At 48.8% G+C, this 14094-nt stretch carries 13 protein-coding genes, 1 pseudogene and 1 riboswitch; of the genes and pseudogenes, 10 read left to right on the top strand and 4 right to left on the bottom strand.

Annotated elements, in window-relative coordinates; all coding sequences use genetic code 11:
* Positions 1-3: 3 nt before the first annotated feature.
* From IPL17_RS13460 to IPL17_RS13500, 9 genes are all read left to right on the top strand, one after another.
* Positions 4-1188, top strand: coding sequence for a DNA double-strand break repair nuclease NurA (locus tag IPL17_RS13460; RefSeq protein ID WP_345307598.1), 1185 nt, complete (start codon positions 4-6; stop codon positions 1186-1188).
* 62 nt (positions 1189-1250) lie between these two features.
* Entirely contained in the window at positions 1251-1844 is a 594-nt protein-coding gene (locus tag IPL17_RS13465) for a hypothetical protein (RefSeq protein WP_345307599.1), read from the top strand.
* A gap of 74 nt (positions 1845-1918) precedes the next feature.
* Positions 1919-3610 (top strand): ATP-binding protein, encoded by a 1692-nt coding sequence (locus tag IPL17_RS13470; protein ID WP_345307600.1) that lies wholly within the window; start codon positions 1919-1921, stop codon positions 3608-3610.
* 75 nt (positions 3611-3685) lie between these two features.
* Positions 3686-4465: a DpnI domain-containing protein gene (locus tag IPL17_RS13475; RefSeq protein WP_345307601.1), complete on the top strand. Its 780-nt coding sequence runs from the start codon at positions 3686-3688 to the stop codon at positions 4463-4465.
* Between the two features lie 6 nt (positions 4466-4471).
* On the top strand, positions 4472-4636 hold the full coding sequence (locus tag IPL17_RS13480) for a hypothetical protein (protein WP_345307602.1): 165 nt from the start codon (positions 4472-4474) through the stop codon (positions 4634-4636).
* Between the two features lie 17 nt (positions 4637-4653).
* Positions 4654-5181: a hypothetical protein gene (locus IPL17_RS13485; RefSeq protein WP_345307603.1), complete on the top strand. Its 528-nt coding sequence runs from the start codon at positions 4654-4656 to the stop codon at positions 5179-5181.
* A gap of 363 nt (positions 5182-5544) precedes the next feature.
* On the top strand, positions 5545-5775 hold the full coding sequence (locus IPL17_RS13490; RefSeq protein WP_345307604.1) for a DUF433 domain-containing protein: 231 nt from the start codon (positions 5545-5547) through the stop codon (positions 5773-5775).
* 35 nt (positions 5776-5810) lie between these two features.
* Positions 5811-6137 (top strand): DUF5615 family PIN-like protein, encoded by a 327-nt coding sequence (locus IPL17_RS13495; protein WP_345307605.1) that lies wholly within the window; start codon positions 5811-5813, stop codon positions 6135-6137.
* Between the two features lie 258 nt (positions 6138-6395).
* A complete protein-coding gene (locus IPL17_RS13500; RefSeq protein ID WP_345307606.1) occupies positions 6396-7175 on the top strand; it encodes a hypothetical protein in 780 nt (259 codons plus the stop codon).
* 157 nt (positions 7176-7332) lie between these two features.
* Here the strand turns inward: IPL17_RS13500 and IPL17_RS13505 are convergent, their stop codons facing one another.
* Positions 7333-9120 (bottom strand): right-handed parallel beta-helix repeat-containing protein, encoded by a 1788-nt coding sequence (locus tag IPL17_RS13505; RefSeq protein ID WP_345307607.1) that lies wholly within the window; start codon positions 9118-9120, stop codon positions 7333-7335.
* Positions 9121-9178: 58 nt separating this feature from the next.
* Positions 9179-9266, bottom strand: a riboswitch (cyclic di-GMP riboswitch).
* A 285-nt stretch (positions 9267-9551) separates the two neighbouring features.
* On the opposite strand from IPL17_RS13505, the gene IPL17_RS13510 reads away from it, so the two are divergent.
* Complete coding sequence (locus IPL17_RS13510) at positions 9552-10364, top strand: exonuclease domain-containing protein (protein WP_345307608.1); 813 nt, start codon at positions 9552-9554, stop codon at positions 10362-10364.
* 123 nt (positions 10365-10487) lie between these two features.
* Here the strand turns inward: IPL17_RS13510 and IPL17_RS13515 are convergent, their stop codons facing one another.
* The 3 genes and pseudogenes from IPL17_RS13515 to IPL17_RS13525 form a co-directional block, all read right to left on the bottom strand.
* The gene (locus IPL17_RS13515; protein ID WP_345307609.1) at positions 10488-11462 is read right to left on the bottom strand and encodes a pentapeptide repeat-containing protein; all 975 of its coding nucleotides are present in this window, start codon (positions 11460-11462) and stop codon (positions 10488-10490) included.
* Positions 11463-11632: 170 nt separating this feature from the next.
* Positions 11633-12193: pseudogene (locus IPL17_RS13520) on the bottom strand (DsbA family oxidoreductase); the annotation flags it as partial.
* Positions 12194-12423: 230 nt separating this feature from the next.
* Entirely contained in the window at positions 12424-14019 is a 1596-nt protein-coding gene (locus IPL17_RS13525) for a DUF4173 domain-containing protein (protein WP_345307610.1), read from the bottom strand.
* Positions 14020-14094 lie beyond the last annotated feature (75 nt).

Below are 14094 nucleotides of genomic sequence, written 5' to 3' on the forward strand. Positions count from 1 at the left end.
ACCATGCCCATAAACTATCAGGAAGTCTACACTCAAATAAAGAAGATCGGCAAAGGCGCAAAGGAAAGAAGAAAAAAGAAGGAAGAGGCGCAAGCCTCGGCGCGCGATTTGCTGAGCTTTTATGATTCTAAATTGGATGAATTGCGCTCCAAAGTGGACTCAGCCAAAGCTGTTGATCCAAATATTCGCTGTGCGTATCCACTGGACGAAAGCCTCGGGTCCTCCCACCCGGCGCCTGCTCCTGTTGTTCAAGCGACTCTGATCGCAGCTGACGGTTCGCAGATCACCCCAGACAGGCATGCGGCGATCCAGTTTTGTGTGGTTAACGTCGGCGCGATTCAAATGAAACTCGGCTCCGGCGAAACACCCGCAATATTCACCGATACTGAATTGTTATACGGTGACGATCTTTTGCCAAACGGATTTCCCATGTCTGATGGATTGGTGGCGTTAAAACGCGACCTTGCCGAACGGTCGAAACTGGATGTATTGTCTAAAGGTTTGCAAGGTTCAGTGGTTACCTTTACAGATGGACCGATCGAATTATGGGGCGCAAAAGGTGAAGACGCGCATTCGTATGTGGAGATCGTTGAGAGGTATCTTGGTGTGCTTTCCCGCCTGCAATCGCGCGGAGTGATCACCGCCGGTTATGTAGATAAGCCATCGGCTGACCTGGTTGTCCGCTTGCTTGAGATCGCATCTGCCGACAACGAGCAGGTTCAAAAAATAAAAGAGTTCCATCCATTGCGGAGTGTGAGTGACCGTTGGTTGTTTGGTGATCGAAAAGACCCATTGCTGCCGCCCGGTCACCGTTCAGCGGTGTTTGTGATTCAGTCCAGTTCCGAGAAGAAATATACAGGGACTCTGACGCTGCATTTCTTCTATCTCAACGTCGGCACGGAAGGACATCCCTGGCCGGTGCGGGTTGAAATTCCCAAATGGGTGGCAGATGATAAAGAGAAGTTGGATTTGCTGCACGGTGTTTTGGTCGAGCAATGCCGCATGATGGGCAGCAAGCCCTATCCATATTTATTGCATCGCGCGCATGAGACCGCCGTTGTCAAAATGGAAGAGAAACAGCAGATCGAGCAAATGCTGGCAATGGAATTACGCAATCAAGATGAAGAGATGGATGAAGGGTCTTATAAACAATCAGCAAAAGATGGTGCTGGCAGAACAAGAATGTAATCGTAGGGGCGCGGTCTCCGCGCCCAGGGCGGCAGGACGCCGCCCCTATAAAGGATGAAATCATGACACAACAAATCGAAATCGGACGTTTACTGCGGGCTGGGACAACGGGCTTTATTGCGGGCTGTCGCGTCTCACAATTGACCGTGCCTGCCTTTGGCGCATTGGTGCGCGCGCCATTAGGTGAGGGCTATCAAGTGTATGGACTCATCCACGATATTCACATTGACGATGACGGGCTGGTGCGCCAGTTGGTGACATCCAATAATGTCAGCGATGATGTGATGCGCGATAACCGTGAGAATCGCATCGTGCCCGTGGAGATGTCTGTGCTGGCGGTGGGATATGAACAGGATGGCAAGGTGCATCACCTTCTGCCGCCGCGTCCGCCGTTGAGTTTGGATGTGATCTATTTGTGCGACGACAAGGATTTGGTCAGGTTCACCGAGAAGTTCGGATATTTCCGTCATATCTTGAATGCAAAAGATGCTCCGATCGGTGAAGTGCTGGCGGCACATATTCAACAGGCAGGGAAGGCACACGGCGTGGAAAGTGGAATGTGGAAAGAAAAAGCTGTCGCGGAATTGATTGCATTGTTGAGAGATGATTATCCAACGTTGATGAGCGCGTTGGGTGCGCTGGCTGATATTTCTTAACTCTGGAGTGCGGGAGCTTGCTCCCGCATTTCCGACAGCGAGCTGTCGGAGTCCAGAATGGTTTGGAGGATATTATGGAAAATAAAATTATCGGCTACATCGTTGGCGGCGGACTGAAGGAGTCTTTCCGCGTGCGGTTGACGGTTGATCCGCTGACGGTGCAGGAGGGGGCGTTTGTGGTGATCGAGAGCGGGGACTATCATTTCTATGGACTTGTGACTGATATGCAGCTCGGTGCTACGGATGACCGCTTTGCGGATGAGAAGTCTGACCGATTGCCTGCGGCGCTGGCGAAGGCTTTGCATGGACAGACTCTGTATACCAATCTCGAAGTACTGCCCGCGTTGATGCTTGAGCGCGGGCCTGACCCTGCTTCGGCTGAGTATGATATTTGGGTGAAGAAGATCGGCGATTCAGTTCCGCATCCAATTCCAGTGAAAACAGTTCCGCCGCATCATTCGCAGGTGCGGATGGCGAATGAGGGTGACATTGCCGAGATATTCGGTGACCCGAATGTGGACGGTAAATTTATCATCGGTTACACCCGCGAGCAGGGACATCCTGTCTGCATTGATATGGAGAAGTTCGTGCAGAGGTCGTCGGGGGTGTTTGGGGCGACGGGCACGGGCAAGTCGTTTTTGACGCGGCTGGTGCTGGCGGGGCTGATGCACTACAACAAGGCGTCGGTGTTGGTGCTGGATATGCATAACGAGTACGGTTTTGACGATGTGGCGTCAGACACGAAAAAAGCCGTGACGGGACTCAAGACCAAGTTCAAGTCGAAGATTCGAGTCGTCGGCTTGGGAGCAGGAGCAACCATCAGAGGGCAAGTCCCCGACTTTAATTTGGAAATCTCAACAGGCGACATTTCCACAGCCGATATCGAAACGTTGAGCCGTGAATTGAATCTGAAAGAGACCACGCCCACCACGTTGAACGCCTTGTTCGGGTCGTTCAAGAATGATTGGTTCGCGCGCTTCAAGGCGATGAACCGCGAAGAGGTGGAAGTGGAGGACGAAAAGGGCAAGATGAAGCGCGTGCCGCATCCCGATAGTGTGGCGGCGTGGGCGGACAGCAACGGTGTGAACGTGATGGCGGCGGAGGCTCTGCACGATAAACTGCGGCGCTTGTTCGGCAAGCCGTATATCGTCGAGAAGCCCGCCGCGGACAGCGTGAAGAATATCATCGACGCGCTGGAGAATGGTCAGCATGTGGTGCTTTCGTATGGCGAACATGAAAGCGACCTGGATTATCTGCTCGTGTCGAATTTGCTGACGCGCAAGATCCGCGCGGCGTGGGAGAAGAAGACCAATGAATTCAGGACGCACGGCAAGAGCGAGCCGCGTCCGCTGGTGATCGTGGTGGAGGAGGCGCATAAACTGCTCAACCGTGAGATGGCGGCGCAGACCACCTTCGCGACCATCGCGCGCGAACTGCGCAAATATTACGTGACCCTGCTGATCGTTGACCAGCGCCCGTCGCAAATTTATGACGAGGTGATGAGTCAGTTGGGGACGCGCATCAGCGGCTGGCTCGGCGATGACCTGGATATTCAAGCCGTATTATCAGGTTTATCTGGACGGGACGCCCTGCGCGGTATGCTGGCGCGACTCCAACCGAAAGAGGAAGTTCTGCTGTTGGGCTGGGGAGTGCCAATGCCACTGCCTGTCAAGTCACGCAGGTATGATGATGCGTTTTGGAAGGAGTTGCTTGGAGGCGGGGGGAAGAAGAGCGAGGCGCAGAATTTGAAGGAGTTGGGGTTTTAGGCTTTTGGACGCAGATAAACGCAGAAGAACGCGGATTTTTTGAAATCTCTAATCAGCAAATCAAGGGTAAACAAAATGGAATTAAGATTGCCTGTCGGAGTTGCAAAAGATTATTCAAGTGGTGCTCAGAGAATTAGGGTGATGACAGAATATTGGGTGAATGACTCAATATTCTGTCCAAGTTGTGGCAATGAATTAAGCAATTTTGAAAACAATAGACCTGTTGCAGATTTTTATTGCAAGAAGTGCTCAGAAGAATATGAACTAAAGTCAAAGCAAGGTGTTATGGGGAAGAAAATCGTTGATGGCGCATATTCTGCCATGATTGAAAGATTGAGATCAGCCAATAATCCGAATTTCTTTTTCTTGACTTACGATAAGTCTACGTTTGAAATCAAGAATTTCCTGACCATTCCTAAATATTTCTTTGTGCCAAATATTATCGAGAAGAGAAAAGCGTTAAACGTTACTGCAAGAAGGGCTGGTTGGATTGGTTGCAATATTGACATGAGTAATATTCCTGAAATCGGGAAAATATTCTATGTTCAAAATGGAATTGCGAAAAGCAAGAATGAAGTTTTAGGTAAATGGAATAAAACTGAATTTGTCAAAACCACGCATGACATCGAATCAAAGGGCTGGATGCTGGATGTTGTACTCTGCGTCGAGAGAATCAAGAAGAATGAATTTTCGCTGGATGATGTTTATGGCTTTGAAACCTATCTGAAAGCCAAACATCCATTGAACAATAATGTCAAAGCGAAAATAAGACAGCAGTTGCAATATTTGAGAGATAAAAATGTAATTGAGTTTGTTGGTCGTGGTCAATATAGAATGAAAATGACAAAGGAGTAAAGTGTTATGCAAAGGTATATCGTTAGTCAGCTTGATGGAAATACTTTTGTTGTCATTGACCAAAAAGAGCAAAGAGAAGTTTGTGTGTGCGGGAATTATGAAGATTGGGAAGATGCAAAAGAAAGAGCAGAGAAAATAGCTGAATTGCTCAATGCGAGTGATTTAATTTAGAAGCTAAGGGAGATATTATGGGTGTTACCAATCGACTGTATATTGAAAGAGTTGCTGAAACTTCCATTGGTGCTTCCACGCTTCGTGGACATCCAGAAGGAACAATAAAAAAAGTTCGGAATTACCTAAAGACAATAAAACTGGAAGAATTTCAGTGTGAAACTGCTGAAGATTTTGGTAAGGTTTTAGATAAACATACTATTGCCTTGAGTAGAAAAATCAAAGCACTTGACCATAGATCTGAATATTGGGGTTCCGCTCGAAAAGCTTTGAATTTATTTTTGGGGAGTGTGGCTTACCATGCGGTTCTTAGAAAAGAGTATCGCTTTGATCGAACAGAAAAGTTTTTAGAAGTTCCATTGGATAGTCAGGTGGCGAATAAATTATTTTCTCTTTCAGGGGAACTTGATGATTTGCCCAAGTGGAAGACAATCAAGGGATTGTCTTCAGGAAACAGCAAGAAATTCCAAGACTTTGCAAATCGGTATGCAAAGAGAAAAGAATGTACGCGTATACAGTTAGATGTGATATTTTGGCGAAGATGATAATTATTGGGAGCGAGGGGCTGATTGATGGTGAGTCATGTCCGCGTGAGGGGGAGAGGTCGGTGCGGGACGCTACGCAGTCCCTGCCTCAGTTCGTGAAAGTCCACTGGCGTGGACTCCGCAATTACAACGCACGGGGGTAAACCCCGCGTGCTATGCGTACGAAGTCCGCTCAAGCGGACTAATCGGCTTCGCCGATTTTGTAGGTGTAGCCCTGACGTTCCACGTCGGGGCGGTGATTGGGCGCGGAGAATGTTTGGGGGCGCGAAGAGAAGATTGATGGTGGGTCATAGCCGCGTGAAGTTAGTAATCAATGGTCAATCAGTTTTTTTGGGGTGGGGTAAAATACAGGCAGGAGTTATTATGAAAAACCTGAAACGAATTACCTTTGATACAAATGTGATGGGCGGCAAACCGACCATCCGTGGTCTGCGCGTGACAGTGGGCATGATTATTGGTTTGATGGCGTCTGGTCACAGTACAGAGGAAATCCTCAAGGCTTATCCGTATCTCGAAAAGGAAGATATCCGTGAAGCTCTGACCTATGCCGCATGGCGTGTTGAAGAAATTGAACTTCCGCTTGCAAGCGCATGAAGATCGTCATTGACATGAATCTTTCACCCGATTAGGTGGAAGTATTACAAGCGGCTGGTTGGGAGTCCGTACATTGGTCGGCGGTTGGGGATATTCGCGCTGCGGATGATGTCATCATGTCCTGGGCGCGTGAAAACGGCTTTATTGTTTTTACACATGATCTGGATTTTGGTATATTGCTGGCATTAACCCGCGCTGAAAGCCCAAGCGTGATACAAGTCCGTACGCAAGATGTGTTTCCACAGGCGTTGGCGGATATTGTGATACAAGTTTTACGGGAACATCAGTCCACTTTGGAGGGTGGCGCTTTGGTGACAGTGGATGAAGATAAAACGAGGGTAAGAGTTTTACCTTTTCGATAAAGTATGGAAAATCGAGAAAACACTGGGCTGAATGTCCAGTGTTTTTTATTGGGTGCGTGGGGCTGATTGATGGTGAGCCATGTCCGCGTGAGGTGGGTCAACGGACTGCTTCGCATCACGGACGGGAACGGATGGCAGGAAGCGGAAGATTGGATAGCGAGCGGTGAGAAAAGTCCATGCACTGGGATATAGTTATGGGCAAAAAATTAGAATGCTATAATCTCTTCAAGAAAAAATCTAAATATTAGAGGTGAGATCATGAAGCAGATTCAATATGCAACATTTTTGGGCGGATTTGTCATTCTCTTATTGGCTTTAGGCTACATTTTTCAACTCCCTTTTGCTACTAATTTATGGCCCTGGCTCGATGGACGGCTTTCCTACCTGTTCATCGGATCGATCCTGGCCGCGGTCAGTGTGGCGGCCATCTGGATCGGCTGGACAGGTGAGCTGGGCGCGTTACCCGCCGGCGCGCTCAATGTGTTCGTCATCGCCGCCGCGTGCGCCATTTTCTTTTTACAGCTTGCGTTACGAGAAGGCCGCTCCGACTTGTTCATCTATGGATTTGCGTGCATCCTGACAGCGATCGCCAGCATCATTGCGTTTCAGTGGAGCCGTAAATTTGATCTGCGCGACTCTCGTCCCACCCCAAAACTGGTGCGTGTTTCCTTTGGGATATTCATCGCCGCGTTATTCCTGGCGGGCGGCTCGCTGGTGATGAAACTGCCGATCTTCCCGTGGGTATTGGATCCCAGATCGTCTGTGATATTCGGCTGTATCTTTTTGGGAGATGCGTTCTACTTTTTGTACGGGCTTTTTCAGCCGCGCTGGCATAATGCGCTTGGTCAACTCCTGAGCTTTCTGGCCTATGACCTTGTGTTGATCTTCCCCTTTCTGGCTCTCTTCAAAACCGTAAAACCTGAATATCAACTCAACCTGATCGTCTATGTGGCTGTTCTGTTATACAGCGGTGGTCTCGCGGTCTATTATCTATTCATCAATACGCACACTCGAGTGTGGAATTCAAATAAGAATTAATTTTTTAAATCAGCCACGCGCAAAATTTTGAACACCGAAAACGCTGAGCGAAAATTCTTTTTCTACTTTCATTGCGCAATTGCACTCGAAAACGACAAGGCTATGCTTTTTCTAAGCATAGCCTTGTCGTTTGATATTTAAGAAAGATCAGGACCGATTACTGCATCCCATCCCAATCCCCTGCGATCGGTATGTCACTGCCGCTGCCAAACGCGAAAACGATATCGGCAAACCCGATCGTATTGGAATTACGCAGATAGAAAGAGCCATTACGAAAGACACCGATCGTATCAATCCCATCATTATTCCAATCTCCGATCACGGGCTTGTCTCCGGATAGACCATAGTTGAGGGCCACATCTGCAAAACCACTTGTATTGGCGTTTTTTAGGAATATCACCCCATTACTCGGCCGGAATACCCCCGTTGTATCCATGCCGTCGCCATTCCAATCGCCGGTTACGCCAATATCACCCGGATTGCCTAATGCAAAACTCGTATCGGGCGCTCCTGCGGAGTTACTATCGCGTAGAAAAAACAATCCCTTACGATATACACCGATCGTGTCGATTCCATCGCCGTCCCAATCCCCAACCACGGGCTGGTCGCCGATGGCGCCGAATTGAAATGTGAGGTCTGCATAGCCGACCGAGTTGGAATTTCGCAAATAGAAGGTGCCATTGCGGTAAACCCCGATCGTATCTGTGCCATTGCCGTCCCAATCACCTGTCACAGGATAATCTCCGCTGGCACCGTAGCTGATTATCACGTCGGCGACGCCTGCTGTATGTGTGCTCTTGAGGTATAGCTGCCCATCACCCGGGCGAAATACTCCCAACGTGGTGCCGGGGGTCGGCGTGCTTGTCGGTATGGTTGCATCGCTGATCACGTTCCCAACAAGTGAAATCCCCGAAGTTTGTTTTACATAGACCGTATTGAATACGTTGTTGTATGAAACGACCACATTCTTGTTGGTTGAGGCTTGCATGGAAATACTGCGGACTTGCCCGCTTGGCACGCTATTGTTGCTAATGGTCGCGTTTGTTAGTGTTCCGCCAACATTGCTAGCAAATGCTACAATTCCATTCTGACAGTCCCTGACCGTATTGCCAGTGATCGTAACATCATGCAATTGCGCGCCCCAGCCTGTGTAAAATTCCTCTCCCAATGCTATGCCAGTAGCTCGATTGCCATTTCTTAAATGAGTGCCTGTACAGTAGGACAGGTTGTTTTGCACCACCACCCAGGGGGAATTGTCAACGTAATAATTGACATTGAAGTTGTCGTAGGCGGTATTATTCTCGACCAGCGCGATGACACCGCGTGTGACGGCTATGCCCTCGCCGCAATTGTTGTAAACAGTATTGTTCCGAATGACGCTGTTCTCGCCGCCGACTTTAACCTTAACCGCGCTGCCCCAGGAGGTGGACAGGCCGCAGGTTCCAACTCCGTTCTTGGTCACATTATCATGTAAGTTATTATTTTCGACCACAACATACTTGCCAGCTATAAGTATGCCAAAGTCAACGGCGCCGATAATTTCAAAATTCGACACTTTGATGTAACTGCCGGTAATTGAAATTCCATTGGCCTTTGAGGCCTGCATGTTCAGGATGGCCCCATTTCCGATCACAGTAATTGGCGCGGCCGCCGTACCCGATTTTGAAAGAGTTAATGTTTCGTTATACGTTCCCGCCAGCACTTGCAGGGTGTCACCGGCTGCCAGGACGGATGCGGCTTTTGAAAATGTCTTGAACGGCGCTGCTGCTGACCCTGAATTTGTGTCTTTGCCGCTTGTACTGACATAATAAATATTGGAGCCAGCCAGTGCCAATTGATGTTCTGGCATCGCGGCTGCGGAGGCAGCTTTTGTGTTCGTAAAACTGCCAAATGACAACAAGAGTGCCGCGATGACAGTCATGATTTGAAACTTTGTCTTTCTCATAATTTACTCCTTTGTAAAGCAAACTGCCTGGCATCCGCCAGGCAGTTTGCTTAACACTTTCAGCAACCTGGCAATCATAGTAAAAGAACTACTTTAGACCCTTGGCTTTGCGTCTTCGGTTTTCACCGAATTTGCCTTTTTAGATTTTTATTATTAGTTTATTTTCTTCAATGGGCAACAAAATTTGCCTGTGTGAAGGTTATCACACAGGCAGATAGGGGAAAGGTTTGTGAATGGGACTAAAGTACTATAGAGCCCCACACATTTGTTAATTGAAAAATGAGCCTTGCAGTTAAGTAAGAAGCCAATCAAAAAGAGCAGTTTTCATAGTTTTATAGCCAAAAACACCCGTCTATTGCTCGTGCTTTATGGTTGCGTTGTGTCTGGAAAAACGGTAAGATACCCCATACTCTAACAAGGCGGACCTCATCATGTTTGATATTTCCAACGCGCGCTTCGCTTTTCTGGATATCGAAACCACCGGACTTTCTCCGTGGTTTGGAGATCGGATCTGTCAAATAGCGATCGTCATTACCGAAGGCAGGCGCATCAAAGCGACCGTTGACCTGCTCCTGGATCCCGAACGCGACCTTTCACCCGCGGCGTCTCACGTCAACGGCCTGGATGTGTCGAAACTGTCAGCCGCGCCAAAGTTCGCAGAGATCACCGGCCAGCTGGAGGCGTCTTTAAAGGATGCGATCATTGTTTGCCATAATGCCAAATTCGACCTGCAATTCCTTGATAACGAATATCGCAAGCTGGGACATTCCGTCGAATATCCGAATTTGATCGACACACTTTTGCTGGCGCGCGACAACTATGACTTGGAATCCTACAGTCTGCAATATCTGGCGGATGCGTTCCATGTTTCGAATAGTTTGCAAGCGTCGCATGCCATGACGGATGCGATGACTGCCAAGAATGTCTTCTTTGCGATGATGGATGCGCTTAAGCCGAATGGCAAACCGCTCGACGAATATATCGGCATTTATAACTCTCCCGCCTGGCCGCAGGATGGCGTATACCTGCCGACCGAACTCAGTGAAGCCATAAATAGCGGAAGAAGATTATTTATCAAATATATGGATAAAGATGGATCGGTTTCTGAACGCTGGATTTCACCCACAGAAGTTATGGGCCTTACCGATTACATCTACCTTAAAGCCTTCTGCCATACCCGTGAAGCCGAACGCACCTTTCGATTGGATAGGATCATTGAGGTGGCGGTGGAAGTGGGAAAATAATCACGTTGCTGCGAGGGCTTTTGCTCTATGCCGAAGCAGTCTCCCCAACAACATGCGATTGTTTGGTCGGGAAGCGACAAGAGTCCTTTCACAATGATATGAATCCACACCCGTTTTCGAAGTCTATTCTCTAAGTATCGCCCCTGCCGCAATGGGATCAAATCCGTCTGGCAGTTTTGTGTTTTTATCGAAGATGGCGCCTGCCAGGTTCGCTTCTCCAAGATTGGTTCCTCTCAGGTCTGCTCCTCTCAGGTTGGCGTCTCTCAAGGTTGCATCCCACAAATCGGCACCGTTTAGGTTGGCGTTACTCAGGTCCGCTTCGCGCAAAAAAGCCTTACTGAGATTGCCTTTGCTCAGGTCTGCGCCGGTCAGGGAGGCGTTACGCAGGTAGAGACCTCGCAGGCTTTTCATTCTGGAATGCAATATCTGACCAAGTTCCTGGTCAGATATTGATATCTTAAGGGTTGCTCCAGCTTTCTTTTGATCAAACCCATCAGGCCAGATCGTTTTTTTATTGTAAATCGTCCCGCTCAGGTCGGCTCCGCCCAGATCAGCCTGGCTGAGGTTTGCATCGCTTAAGTCGGCGTCACACAACTCACTGCCGTTCAGGTTCGCGCCAATCAGATCTGCCTTGCTCAAGTTATATCCTTTCAGGTCAAGGTCTCTCAGGTCGATTGGACTTGTGCTCATCAACTTGTTCAGTTCTTCCTGTGTAGGCCGATACGCCGTTTTTTCGACCTTTATCTTTTGTTCTTCCTGGATGGGTTGGCGCGCTGCTTCTTCAGCTTTTCTCTTCTGTTCTTCCCGCGCATGTTGACGTATCGTTTCTTCGGCTTTTTCGTTTACATCATTTGCATTCGTTCTTGAGTGATTTGCAGGCCGGCTTCTTTGCAGATCGTAGTCAGCGCGCTTGCGGGGGTTTGATAGGATTTGATATGCGTTATTTATTTTCTTGAATTCTTCCTCTGCAAATTGTTTTTGTTTTGGGCTGGAGTATTTATCAGGATGAAATGCCTGCGCCAGGAATCTAAACCGTTCCTGAATTGCGTCAGGTTTGGCCTGTGGTTCCACTCCCAAGATTAGATAGTAATCTTCCATCGAATTTCCCTGTTAACTTATATAGTGAACTCTTATTTTATCGCCAGTATACTTTTTCTTGGGCATTTCGTTAACGGTCGTTTGTCGTTAAAAACAAACAAGGCAAGCCGTAAAGCCTGCCTTGAAAGTATGACCTAAAAATCTAGAAACTTCGGAGATCTGTTAATGAATTATCCATCTTTCATCGCCGCGATCTGTGCCAGCGCGTTCTTGAAGGCCTCATACGGCTGAGCGCCGACGATCGCATAACGATCATTGATCACATAGGTTGGAACGCCCGTTACGCCGATCTGCTGCGCCTGCTGAACCTGCTCAGCCACATGAGCGGTGTACCTGCCGCCATCCACGACAGTTTGCATGTCGTCCGCATCCAGGCCGACTTCCTCGGCGGCGGAGCGGAGCACATCCCATTGGCTGATATCCAAAGCCTCCGCGTAGACTTTTCGAAAAACCACATGATGGAACTCATTGCCCTTGCTGTACTCGCGGGCGTATTCAGTCGCTTCGTGGGCAATGCGAGTATTGTAGATACGATCTGGAGAATTGAACTCCATGCCGTGGGTCTTTGCCATGCTTTTCAGACGTTCATCTGCGCCGTTGGCACGCGCGCGCAGGATGTAATCAGGCAATTCCATGCCTTCGGGTGGAGTATCGGGGCGCAAGTAATACGGACGCCATTCCACATCCACATTGTGTTCAGCTTTCAGTAAGTCAACCACACCCTGGCCGACATAGCACCACGGTCATATGTAATCGGAGAAGATGGTCAGTTTGAAATCCATTGTCAGTCCTTTGTGAGAAGTGTGTTGTGCGTAGTGAACAGTGGATAGACATTCAATGGTGGCAGGTTCTTACATCAATTGTCATGTCATTGCGAGAAGCGAAGCGACGAAGCAATCTCCAACTTAATCAGGAGGTTGCTTCGGGCAAAGAGAAAGAACGCCCTCGCAACGACATTTAGTTAATCAATATAATACGGCGAGCAGGAAAATTCTTCACCCGCCGGAGTGGTGACCATGTTTGGGAATTCGCTATCGTCCACAGCATAACCCTTCAGGTCTTTCTTTACCAAAGCCAGCGCTTTGTCTGCATTGTAGCGAGAAAATTGGAAGGACTGCCATGAATATTCGCGATCTTCAGTTTCGCGCGTGTATTGGATACATGCCAGGGCTGCGCCAATTTTTTCTCGAACAGGAACAGGCAGGGACGGAGTCTGATACGCTTTCACCATGGGCGGAACCGCATCGTCAGATAGATCCAGAAAATATTGAGCATCCAGATCGACGGTGTTATTTTTTTGTGCGCGGATCTCGCGTTGGACATTTTGATTCACGATGAACGCGTCCACGTTCAGGATGGGCAGGGATATCGCGAATCCCAGCGATGCGATCAGCATGGCAAATGTGAAAAAGTTTTCCTTGCGCAGGATTTCAAGAACAATGGTCGCGATCAAAAGCAGCCCGATCCAGATGAGAAAGACGTGCGTGTACGTGCGCAGGCGCGAGAAGCCGTACGCCGCTTCATACAAACCGAGGCGCTGGTACGCCGAAAGGAGCATGACCAGCAGGAGAGCGACCAGCGTGACTCCCAGCCCTGAGAAAATTTTGCGCTGGGTTTCGGTGTCGCGTTTGGTGATGGCGCTAAAGGTCAGGAACAGGAGCAGTGCAAAGAATGCCACGGTGACCAGTTCGCCGAAACCGCGGCGCGCGTATTCGGCGTAGGTAAATCCGTCAATGTGAATGTTGGTCGTGCCGCCGAAGAAATACTGGAATTGGATCACCACGAATGTCAGGAAGAGCGCGACCACGCTGCCCAGCACAATGGTCGCTTCGACATAACCCAGGAATGGAGGAATGAAAGGTTTGCCTTCACTGGCAAGTTTTTCATCCTTTGATTCTGTGGAGGCATGCAGTATCACCCCCGCGATCCCATATCCAATGACGACGATGTAAACAAGACGGAAGATCAACTCAGGCAGATTTTCAATGTTGAACCATTCAATGACATCGGTCAGCCTCTGGCTGAAAATGGCGTCTGCAGAAGCGAGCAATGAGGCAAAGATGGCGATGATCGGCAGGGCGATGATAATTCCACGCACCACGGGCCAGATGTTGCGCTTTGCAGGTTGAATACCCGCTTCCAATTGCGCTTTACGAATATCATTCGTAAAACCGATCGGACGCACCAATACACTGCCTGCCAGCTGCATGAATTTACCAACGTAATCCACCATCGTGTACAGATACCAGCGTCCGCCCAGATAACTGACGGCGAGCAGGATCATCATTAACAGTGTGAATACATAGGCAAGAAAAGATGTCATCGACTCGGCGCGGATGAATGTCACAGCGGTGAAAAAGCCAAATAACGGGAGCAGGATCAGGCTGGTGCGGTTCGGGCGCAGACCATCGCTCAGTAAGAAATAGAAGGCGGCTGTCAAACACATACTTGTGAAAATGGCAAAGTTAATGCCAGGCGCCTGATTCCAGAATAGAAAATCGAACAGCCATCCGAGCGCGAAGACAATGATCCAGAGTTTTGTGGGATTGGTTTTCATGTATTTCTCCTGATTGAATTTCGACAAGGATAGCCCTGAAGGTCTGGCGGAGACTCTCAAAAGGTATCATAAAAC

Source organism: Candidatus Villigracilis saccharophilus (assembly GCF_016711665.1).